Source organism: Turicibacter sp. GALT-G1, assembly GCF_025594995.1.
Classification (GTDB): Bacteria; Bacillota_I; Bacilli_A; order MOL361; family Turicibacteraceae; genus Turicibacter; species Turicibacter bilis.
Map to the genome: position 1 here is coordinate 1 of NZ_JAMQUS010000085.1, position 10,031 is coordinate 10,031.

Genomic DNA, 10,031 nt, shown 5'->3' on the forward strand with positions numbered 1-10,031 from the left:
CCGGGCGCACATAAAAAAGAGTCGATAGTTCATCGACTCTTTTTATTCTATAATTTTTGAACATTTGAAGCTTGAGGACCACGATTACCTTGTGTTACTTCAAATTCTACTTTTTGTCCTTCTTCTAGTGTCTTAAATCCTTCTCCTTGAATTTCTGAGAAATGTACAAATACTTCATCACCATTATCTACTGTAATGAATCCGTAACCTTTGTCAGCATTAAACCATTTTACTGTTCCTGTTGCCATATTTGAAAAACCTCCAAAATATAAATCATATTAACTAGTTACCGTCATTTAAAATCGATATCTTAAAATCTTCACTTGGTTAGATATGCTTTTAAGTGTAATGGAACTATCGCTTATATGATGGCCTTTTTTTAACTTAATATACATATTTTTAAAGTTTTATTTTAGTATAAATTTAAAAAGTGACCGTCAAAGGGCCACTTCTTAAATTATTCTTCTGTTGTTGTCTCTGTTTGAGCCATTACTACTCCATATTTTTGTTTTAAATTATTATCAAAGTATTGGTAGTAGCGTGTTAAGATACGTCCATTGTATAATTTACGGTTTTTATCTGCTTCACGACCAAATGCTTTTTCAAATTTAGAGAATGAAGTTAAGATATTAAAATCCCATGTTGATAATTTACGTTTCATCATTCCTAATTTTTTGTTTAATTTGAAGACTTCATCTTCTTCTCCGATACGCTCACCATATGGTGGATTTGTAATCATGTAGGCATACTTATAGTTTGAAGAGAATTTATGGAAATCTAATTGATGGAATTCAATTGATTTTGCTACTCCTGCCTTTTCAGCATTTTGACGCGCTGTACGTAAAACTTGAGGATCGATATCGTATCCGAACATGCGTAATGAGTTGTTTTTGATTGCCTTACGTGCACTGTCACGTACTTGTTCAAAGATTTCTTTATCCATTGAAGGCCACTCTTCACAAACGAAGTTACGATTTAATCCTGGTGCAATGTTGTTTCCGATTAATGCCGCTTCGATTAAGATTGTTCCTGAACCACAGAATGGGTCAACTAATAAACGTTCTGGTTTCCAACGAGATAATAAAATTAATGAAGCTGCTAATGTTTCTTTTAATGGTGCTTCACCAGCAAATTCACGGTATCCACGTTTATGTAATCCTGGTCCTGTTGTATCAATTGTTAAAGTAACTACATCTTTTAATAAAGCTACTTCAATTTTATAAACTGGTCCATCTTCTGTGAACCAATCTTGGTTATAAGCACGTTGCATGCTTTTTACAACTGCTTTTTTAACGATAGCCTGACAATCTGGTACACTATGTAATGTTGATTTAATTGATTTCCCAACAACGTGCATTTTTCCGTTCACCGGGATATATTGACTCCAATCAATCGCTTCTGTTTGATTGAATAAGTCTTCGAATGTTGTTGCTTCAAATTCTGCTACTTTGATTAAGACACGATCAGCAGTACGTAACCATGTATTAGTAATTGCGATATCCATTTCGTCTCCTTCGAAATGAACTTTACCATTTTCTAATTTTAAGTCTTCATATCCTAGTTGTCTTAATTCTTTTGCTGTAACAGCTTCGATTCCAAATGTGGTCGTTGCAATTAATTGATAATCCATATTTCTATTTCTCCTTATCTTAAAGTAGCCATTCGTCATGGACGAATAGTTACTGAGATGACATTTATGTTCAATACACTTTTATTTTATCCATTTTCAAGAGCTCTCAAAACTCTGTTTTTAAGGTGGCCTAAAATACCATTTTTAAGTTTATCACTAATCGTCAAACGTGGCAATAATTATCTTTTTATGTCTTATTGAAGATGTTGTAATTTTTCTACCACTAGATTTACTTTTTCACAGATTTTATGAATACGTTCAGCAAATGGATTTCCTATATCAAGATAGTGCTTTTCAACTTTTAAGTCATGTAAAGGCGGAACAATTGAATTCGTATAATCTGTCGATTCTAATACGACAATAACTTCTTCTAAAGAAAGTTCTAACTCTTTATCTAATACGACCTCTGGTGTCGATTCTAATAAAAAGTTCAAGTCATACGTTAAATGATTAATATCTCGGTAAAGTTCAGCAATTTCTTGTAGTTTATTCACTTCTTTTAGTTTGACTTCTTTTTTCAATATAGTAAATTCTGTTTTAAGGGCCTCAATGTTTGAATATACTAAGTCTAAATCATTCATTTGTTGACTGAATAGCTGAATATAGCCTCTTTTTCCACGTGGTAATGTTCGTTGAAATACTTTCGCTGTATATGTTAGGCCATTAAGGACTTGTTCATTGGCATATTGCAATCTCTTTTTAGCAAATTTACGATAGTATAGGTTTGAAAATATATAGTTATAAAATAACGCAATTAATACCCCTAAACCAAGGGCGATGATGCGTAAACGAAAGGTTAGCCATATGCTAGGTAATCCCGCTTCATTCACTTGTATATATTGAGTCATGTAAATCGATGTAAAGATGGCAACGGGCGAAACAAGACGCCAGTTAATTTTTAAGCAGACGTATAGTGTTAGAACCATTCCAATACTAATACTAAAAACATTAACTCCAAATGCTAGCACTAAGATTCCCGTAGCTGCGGCACCAATCGTCGAGGCAATCAGTTGACTGACACCACTACGAACACCTGTTCGATTCAATGGTTCCAAATTGTACATGACTCCAAGTAAAACTGAAATCATATCTAACTGAGCAATTGGAAATTGTTTTCCGATGATATATCCTGTAGCGATAGCGAGTAGTGACTTTGTTAAATATAGTGGTGAGTCAAATAAGTAGGCTTCTTGACTTAAGCCTAATGTTTTACTAATCCTACGGTTCATATATTCCTCCAAAGCGTATGTTTCTATGTTATAGCATGACCATTTTAACATATTTTACCCAAATTTGTGAAAACAATAAAAAATCCATTCAATAAAATATTGAATGGATTTTTTATTTAATTTGAATGCTTCCATTAACTTGTTTCGTGTACTTAATGTTGTTGTTATCTAATAAACTTGTTAAAGCAAGCACAATTTGATTTGCAACTTCATTTTGATCACTAACAAATTGATTGTATGATTGAGTGATTTCTTCTGTCACACTTTCGCTACTTGTGACTTGATTGATAAGCTGATCTAAACTCATAAGTTTAAGATTTAATAGGCGTCCCATTTCACTAAAACTTTCATCTTTATTGGCAAGGAGTTCTTGTGTTTTATTGATGATATTTTGTTGCTGTGATTTTAATTCTTGAAGATAGGTTGGTGTAATATTGTTAGCGCCAATATGTTCAGATAAACTTTTGTTGATATTGTTATGTAAAACCATAAGTTCGTCGTATTGTTCAATGTATTCTGTGACTGGACTTGTAGTCGTCATACCAAATAAGCGATTGACAGTTTCTTGCGGGATGACACCCCCTGCATAAAGTAGAGTCAGTAAAACAACGACGAGCGGTAACCCAACAAGAAGACCTCGTAAGATATCTGAAAATTGATTTTGATTAGATAGATTGATGTCTGCCATTTGCGATTTGCGGCGTGTGGCACTGTATGGTGATTGTGATTTTCGATGCACAGACTGGGTGTATCCCCCGTATTGCCGACTCAAATCATGATTTGCTTTATATTGTGTTGACTCAATGTTGTGTTGATATGCTCGTACTTCATTCATTGATTGTTCTAGTTTTTCTTGTTCTTCTTCTTTCCAATGTTGGTACCAGTTGCGATAGTAGCTTTTATTTTTTGTGCCCATCTGTCTCGTTGCAAAATCGCTTGATTTGCAACTTCCCCCTTTCAAAAATGTTTGATTGTGTATTGATCCGGTTCATTTGCCTGTTACTAGAAGCATACGCCATTTGATGGATTGATATGATAAAGAATGAGGGAATTTCATTCGACTTTTTAAACTTTAAAGTTTGTAGTTATCTGCTAAATTTTATATAATGATAACTAGTGACAATTTTATAAGGAGGATTTATGAAACAAAAGTCTTTAAGAAAGTTCTTATTTTTTAACTTTTTAATTATGGCGGTTTTCAATTTCGCACATCCTGTGACACCTCGTTTAATTAATGAATTAGAATTACCGTCATATATGTTTGGTTTATTTTTTGCATTAATGTCAATTGGGAGTTATATCTTTTCACCTATTTGGGGAAGTCTATCTGATTACAAAGGACGTAAACGATTTTTAATGATTGGTGTTCTCGGATACGGAACAGCTCAACTTGGTTTTGGTTTAAGTCAAAGTGCAGCTCTTATTTCAGCCTTCAGGGTACTAGGTGGAGTTTTAAGTGTGAGTTATATTGCCGTTGTGATGGCGTGTATTAGTGATTTGTCATCACCTGAAAATCGTGCCAAATCATTAGCCTACTTAGCTGCAACGACAGCGATGGGATCAGCCGTTGGTTCTAATATCGGAGGTTGGCTTGGAGCCACTAATTATAAATATAGCTTTATCGTTCAATTTGCTGCCTGTATTGCTATAACCGTTGCTTTGTTCTTCTTGACTAATGAAACATTAGAAAAGAAAAAAGAAGGAAAAGCAGTATTAGCATTAAATCACTTAAAATTAAAAAAATCGAGTCTTGATTTTAAATCTATGTTGGGTGCTCTTATTTTAACAGTAGCATTCATGAATATTACAACAACGTCTTATAATTCAACTATTGGATACTTCGTTGAATCAGATTTAAAATTACCAACACAATTAAATGGTTTAATTTTAAGCATTGTTCCAATTTGTGCTGTTTTAGTTAATTTCTTGGTTAATCCTCTTTTAGCAGCGAAGTACGATGAGCTAAAAACGTTAATCGTTGTAATTGCCCTTACCGGAGGATCTTTGTTCATTTGGGCGTATAGCTCAAATCTAATTGTGATGGGAATCTTCTTAGTTATTTTCTTTATTGTAATGCCGCTTGCTCAGCCAATTTATCAAAGTATGATTTCAAAGCATGCGAAAGATAATGCGGGAGAAATTATGGGGATTCAAAACTCGGCGCGTTCAGTCGGAATGGTCATTGGTTCATTAATGGCTGGGTTCTTATATGATTTTGGTAGTAAACTTCCATTCTTAGTTGGGAGTGTTATGGCTTTAATCGCTTGCCTTATCTTAATCTTACAATATCGTCGAGAGAAAAAAACATCAGCTTAGCTGATGTTTTTTTTCTTTATATTGATAACGAGATTGAATATCTTGCTCGGTCAGCCCTAGATTTAGAACTCGATTTAATTTATGAACACAGTATTTATTTGGATAATAACGCTCCGATACCCAAATCCACGTATCATCTAAGTTTAATAGATGACAAATCGCGAAGGCAATAGCTGCTGCTCTTGAAACACCAGTATAGCAATGAATAACAATACACTCTACTTCTTCCGCATGCTCTAATACAAAATCACGAATTTGTAAACAGTGTTCCTCTGATAGTAAAGTATGATTCTCTTGAACGGTTTGAATATCATCAAATGTTAGGGATATCTTTTCAATAATGCGAGGATTTTTATAAAAAGTTGGGATCTTTGAATGAGTTCCAAGAATTGAGATAAGTAGTGCAACTCCCATCCATTGATCATAGCTCCAATTTTGAGCTTCTTGTTGACTCATAATTTTTATTTCCATCCTATCACTCCCTTTTTTTCACTCTTATTCTAGTTTATTTAAAGCAATTTAAAAGTATCCAGTTTTTCTATTATTTTTTTCTTGAACGATAAACTATACTTCGACATAACTTTTTTAATCTTATATCTACAATATAAACGAATAAACTAAAAAAGAATAGAGGGATGACTAAATGCTAATTGTAGCGTTAGATGGTAGTGGAGACTTTCAATCAATTCAAGCCGCCATTGATTCATTAAAAGGAAAAGATCCTACCACTATTTTTATTAAACGAGGTGTTTATCATGAAAAGCTGTATCTGAATCATTCTCATGTCACCTTTATCGGTGAAGATGCAGAAAGTACCGTGATTACATTTGATGATTATGCTAAAAAGGTATTAGCAGATGGAACTTTATTACAAACATTTAGAAGCTATACGATGTTTATTCATGGGAATCACCTTACATTTTCTAACCTAACGTTTGAAAACAAGTCTGGAAAGGGGAAAGATGTAGGTCAAGCAATCGCCTTGTATGTTGATGGGGATTGTATTCATTTTAAAGATTGCTGCTTTTTAGGAAATCAAGATACTTTATTTACGGCTCCACTCCCATCTACTCCAGTTATTCCTGGCTCTTTTATTGGACCTGGTGAGTATTTTCCAAGAAAAGTCGGTCGCCATTATTACGAACGATGTTATTTACAAGGAGATATTGATTTTATCTTTGGTGGAGCAACGGCCTATTTTGAGAGATGTACAATTTTTTCAAATGCCATAGATGGACTTAGTTATGTGACAGCCGCATCGACCCCTAAAGACGAAGCTTACGGTTATGTCTTTAATCACTGTGAGTTAGTCAGCGATGCCCGCAAAGGATCTGTCTTTTTAGGACGACCTTGGCGGAGATTTGCACATGTGGCATTTTTAAACTGTTATTTAGGTCCTCATATCCATGCAGCGGGATGGGATGACTGGGGAAAAATCGATTCTCATGATTCTATTAAGTTTTATGAGTTTCAAAATTTTGGTCCTGGTGCGAAATCTAATCAACGAGTCAATTTCTCTAAAGAATTGTCGCCCGAAGAAGCCGTATTTTATAAAAAAGAAAAAGTATTAGGAAATTGGGATCCAAACTAAGGTCTCACGAATGACAGTATCACCGCACAAACTAGGGAAATTAACCATTAATGATCTAAACTATTAAATAATCGGGTATATCCGCGTTGATACGATACATCATCAATTAATTGCCTGATATATTCCTCTTTAAGATTTTGTGTGGGGCTCAAGTATTGATTAATAATAATTATGAACCTTAAGCCTAAATAAAATTGGAAAACGAACAAAATCAATAGTACTCATATAATTCGATTCGATATTTTATCCTGTATAAGTTCTAAAGAAATTATTTTTTATCAAAAATAACTAGATACAAACCGAAATTTATTTCACCTTTCTAAAATCAATCTTAGTTATCAAAAAACTTTAATACTAAGACATCCTATAGTCCAGGGATCACCTACCATTGGTAATAAATGGATAACCTAGCAATTTCCAAAAGAAACCTAATCCTCTAATGCAAGGGATTTAGTTTTTACGTTGTGAAAAACTTATGGGGACTTATATAAAAACATAAAAAAATGGACAAGTTTAGACTTGTCTATTTTTATTTAGATAAAAATCCCCTGATCTTCTTTATTATTCAAGACGTCAAAAATTAGACGTCCCACTTCGTGCTTGCTTCCATCGGGATAATAATAGTAAAGAATGCGTTCTTCACCTTGTTCAAAAGCTGCTACGTTAAAAACAACGCCAAACTTCTGATTAAGTGGTACGAGCTCACTATAGCCTCCTAAATAATGAACTTGATTTAACTCTTCATCTGAATAAATATCTTTTGTGATTAATGTTGTAGGGCAGTCTTCTTCTAATCGAAAATTATAGGCATTGATGAGCGCTCCCTCTTCATCAGCCTTTGAAACTTCGATTGCTAAAATAATGGTCCATTGGTCGCCATCCTCATAATATCCCCAATCCCAATCAGTAAACTCGCTAAATTTAGACAAAGAAAGTTCAAAGTTATTCGATAACTCGTAGATACTTGAGCCATTACTTACCGATTGGTTAGGTGTTTCTAACCACCCAATTTGTTTAATCACTATACAGGCAATGATAACGATAAAAACTAATTTGACGACAACAAGGCTAGATAACCATCTTTGATCTGAATGATTTTGATAAGAAGGATGTTCTGTAATATCGATTCGGTGGTCAATGATACAGTCAAAAGCATCCGTCCACTCCGCTATCTTTTCTTTATAATACATATTATCGTCTGCAAGATGTTCATATTTTTCTAGTAGTTCATCATAAACTGCCTCTATTTCTTCTAGTGACATGGTGGGTGTTACCCCAAGAATTTGATACGCACGATTAACATCATCCATTTATCTCCCTACTCCCTATTCTCCTATTCAATTCATCATATGTTCATATTGGAGGATAAATGTCATCTTTTGCTTAAAATTAATCATTCACTTCTTCTTCAAATGAAATCACTTTTCCATCAGTAGCACTAATTTCAATTTTTTGTTCTTTATTATTTTTAATGGCTGTTGCTTCATAAACAACACCAATTTCTTTTGGTTGTAAATGAATTGAATGAACAAGCCCACCATTTGATTGAGCAGCCGCAATTGAGATCGCTTCATCAATCGAAATATTCACTCCATCTAAAATAGTTGGATTTTCTGATGTTTGTTCTTGTTTAAAAATTTCTCCAGTTAGCGCATCAAATTGAAGTTCATATTTCTGATTTTCAACATAAATATCAACTTCATAATAATTTGGGTGACCTACCTCATAATCAACACTTGTCACAATTCCATTTCCAATGGATTTTCGAGCTTGAATTAAGATATCTTCAATTGGCATATCACCGCCTTTAACTTGCGTAGTACCCGTTTCATTAACTGTTCCATTATTAGTTGGGGTTTGAGTCGTGGTTGAAGACTTTGTATTTGAACAAGCCGTTAATGCTAAAAGAGCTCCCCCAATTAATAAATAATGTCTATATTTTTTCATGTTTATTTACCTCATGATTTCTAATCTAACGTTTTTTAGTATGAACCATTGTTTGAGGTTTAAAACAATCTTTGGATAAAAAAATGAGTCCAAAATGGACCCATTTTATTGAATAACGTCTGGTGCAGAATATTCAATTCCATAAGTGTTAACTGTCATTGACTCAATCACAACTGGTCCATTACTTGTTCCCGCTACTTCAATATCATGTGCAACATCCATTCCAGATGTGACTCGCCCAAAGGCTGCATAATGACCATCTAAATGAGGTGCATCATCTAACATAATAAAGAATTGACTTCCTGCACTATCTGGTTGGTTGGTGCGAGCCATCGATAACACACCTTCCGTATGTTTTAAATCATTTTGGAATCCATTATTGATGAATTCTCCAGCAATCGCATAACCTGGTCCACCCGTTCCAATTCCATTTGGATCGCCCCCTTGTAAAACAAATCCTTTTTCAATTCGGTGAATAGTTAGTCCATTATAAAACCCTTGATTAATTAATGAGATAAAGTTATTCACGGTATTCGGTGCAATATGCGGATATAGTTCAGCTTGAATGGTTCCGAAATCCTTAATTTCCATCGTAACAAGGGGTAAGTTTTCAGGTACTTCAACCTCTGGTGCAATTAATTCTTTTGGTTTTGATTGACATCCAACCAGTGTCATCATAAGCAACAAGACTAATGTAAGTTTTCTCCATTTCAATTTCATCATATTCTCCTTTTTATTATAATACTTTGATTGTAGCAAAATAAAAACTAATTGTGAAGCTTCATCTATTTTTTGAGATAAGATTGAAGAAATGACTCGTCATACCTCCTCTATAATAGGAAGAGCTTATTTTCATTTCTAATGACCACTTCTCATCAACCACGATAGCAACATCTATATATAACCAGCAATACCTTTTACATTTTTATCATCAGTTTCGTCTCTTATGCCCTTTGGGTACTAACACATCCTATAGTCCAGGGGTCACCTACCATTTACGAAGTAAATGTATCTACCATTGGTAGGGAATGGGTCACCTACCATTTACGAAGTAAATATATCCGCCACTGATAGAGCTTAAAAATTTCCTGTGAAGAAAAATTATCTCAACTTATATAGATGTCATCATGAAATCAACACATAATTGTCTTACCTTATATATCAGTCACTATATGATTCACTCTTTTTAAATTCCTTACCTCTTATTATTTTTCTATCTAAGGTCTCAATCGAGTAGGAGATAATTAATTAATTTAATCATCGTCCTCTCACACCACCGTACGTACGGTTCCGTATACGGCGGTTCTATTTTATCTCC

At 34.0% G+C, this 10,031-nt stretch carries 10 protein-coding genes; 2 read left to right on the top strand and 8 right to left on the bottom strand.

Going from position 1 to position 10,031, the window contains the following annotated elements:
* Window positions 1-47: 47 nt before the first annotated feature.
* The 4 genes from NEH74_RS12635 to NEH74_RS12650 form a co-directional block, all read right to left on the bottom strand.
* Window positions 48-248 carry a cold-shock protein gene (locus NEH74_RS12635; protein ID WP_055242528.1) on the bottom strand — a complete coding sequence of 67 codons (201 nt, stop codon included), beginning with the start codon at window positions 246-248 and terminating at the stop codon, window positions 48-50.
* Between the two features lie 209 nt (window positions 249-457).
* Window positions 458-1,630: a class I SAM-dependent RNA methyltransferase gene (locus NEH74_RS12640; RefSeq protein ID WP_055242530.1), complete on the bottom strand. Its 1,173-nt coding sequence runs from the start codon at window positions 1,628-1,630 to the stop codon at window positions 458-460.
* A 194-nt stretch (window positions 1,631-1,824) separates the two neighbouring features.
* Window positions 1,825-2,859 carry a hypothetical protein gene (locus NEH74_RS12645; RefSeq protein ID WP_055306023.1) on the bottom strand — a complete coding sequence of 345 codons (1,035 nt, stop codon included), beginning with the start codon at window positions 2,857-2,859 and terminating at the stop codon, window positions 1,825-1,827.
* A 112-nt stretch (window positions 2,860-2,971) separates the two neighbouring features.
* The gene (locus tag NEH74_RS12650) at window positions 2,972-3,775 is read right to left on the bottom strand and encodes a hypothetical protein (protein ID WP_055242532.1); all 804 of its coding nucleotides are present in this window, start codon (window positions 3,773-3,775) and stop codon (window positions 2,972-2,974) included.
* Between the two features lie 224 nt (window positions 3,776-3,999).
* Between NEH74_RS12650 and NEH74_RS12655 the strand changes: the two genes are divergently transcribed.
* Window positions 4,000-5,175 (top strand): MFS transporter, encoded by a 1,176-nt coding sequence (locus tag NEH74_RS12655; RefSeq protein ID WP_055306022.1) that lies wholly within the window; start codon window positions 4,000-4,002, stop codon window positions 5,173-5,175.
* Here the strand turns inward: NEH74_RS12655 and NEH74_RS12660 are convergent.
* Window positions 5,167-5,646 carry a hypothetical protein gene (locus tag NEH74_RS12660; protein ID WP_055242534.1) on the bottom strand — a complete coding sequence of 160 codons (480 nt, stop codon included), beginning with the start codon at window positions 5,644-5,646 and terminating at the stop codon, window positions 5,167-5,169. The two genes, NEH74_RS12655 and NEH74_RS12660, sit on opposite strands and share 9 nt — an antisense overlap.
* 172 nt (window positions 5,647-5,818) lie before the next feature.
* Between NEH74_RS12660 and NEH74_RS12665 the strand changes: the two genes are divergently transcribed.
* On the top strand, window positions 5,819-6,766 hold the full coding sequence (locus NEH74_RS12665) for a pectinesterase family protein (RefSeq protein WP_055242535.1): 948 nt from the start codon (window positions 5,819-5,821) through the stop codon (window positions 6,764-6,766).
* A 533-nt stretch (window positions 6,767-7,299) separates the two neighbouring features.
* Here NEH74_RS12665 and NEH74_RS12670 read toward each other — a convergent pair.
* The 3 genes from NEH74_RS12670 to NEH74_RS12680 all read right to left on the bottom strand — a co-directional run bounded on the left by NEH74_RS12670 (window position 7,300) and on the right by NEH74_RS12680 (window position 9,304).
* The gene (locus NEH74_RS12670; RefSeq protein WP_055242536.1) at window positions 7,300-8,076 is read right to left on the bottom strand and encodes a hypothetical protein; all 777 of its coding nucleotides are present in this window, start codon (window positions 8,074-8,076) and stop codon (window positions 7,300-7,302) included.
* A gap of 79 nt (window positions 8,077-8,155) precedes the next feature.
* The gene (locus tag NEH74_RS12675; RefSeq protein WP_055242537.1) at window positions 8,156-8,713 is read right to left on the bottom strand and encodes a PepSY domain-containing protein; all 558 of its coding nucleotides are present in this window, start codon (window positions 8,711-8,713) and stop codon (window positions 8,156-8,158) included.
* Between the two features lie 105 nt (window positions 8,714-8,818).
* Window positions 8,819-9,304 carry a peptidylprolyl isomerase gene (locus NEH74_RS12680; RefSeq protein WP_343288202.1) on the bottom strand — a complete coding sequence of 162 codons (486 nt, stop codon included), beginning with the start codon at window positions 9,302-9,304 and terminating at the stop codon, window positions 8,819-8,821.
* Between the last annotated feature and the right edge of the window lie 727 nt (window positions 9,305-10,031).

Coding starts and splice junctions, on each gene's coding strand:
- NEH74_RS12670 (WP_055242536.1), bottom strand. CDS start 8,076: ATGGATGATGTTAATCGTGCGTATCAAATTCTTGGGGTAACACCCACC.
- NEH74_RS12635 (WP_055242528.1), bottom strand. CDS start 248: ATGGCAACAGGAACAGTAAAATGGTTTAATGCTGACAAAGGTTACGGA.
- NEH74_RS12680 (WP_343288202.1), bottom strand. CDS start 9,304: ATGGAAATTAAGGATTTCGGAACCATTCAAGCTGAACTATATCCGCAT.
- NEH74_RS12660 (WP_055242534.1), bottom strand. CDS start 5,646: ATGGAAATAAAAATTATGAGTCAACAAGAAGCTCAAAATTGGAGCTAT.
- NEH74_RS12665 (WP_055242535.1), top strand. CDS start 5,819: ATGCTAATTGTAGCGTTAGATGGTAGTGGAGACTTTCAATCAATTCAA.
- NEH74_RS12650 (WP_055242532.1), bottom strand. CDS start 3,775: ATGGGCACAAAAAATAAAAGCTACTATCGCAACTGGTACCAACATTGG.
- NEH74_RS12655 (WP_055306022.1), top strand. CDS start 4,000: ATGAAACAAAAGTCTTTAAGAAAGTTCTTATTTTTTAACTTTTTAATT.
- NEH74_RS12675 (WP_055242537.1), bottom strand. CDS start 8,713: ATGAAAAAATATAGACATTATTTATTAATTGGGGGAGCTCTTTTAGCA.
- NEH74_RS12645 (WP_055306023.1), bottom strand. CDS start 2,859: ATGAACCGTAGGATTAGTAAAACATTAGGCTTAAGTCAAGAAGCCTAC.
- NEH74_RS12640 (WP_055242530.1), bottom strand. CDS start 1,630: ATGGATTATCAATTAATTGCAACGACCACATTTGGAATCGAAGCTGTT.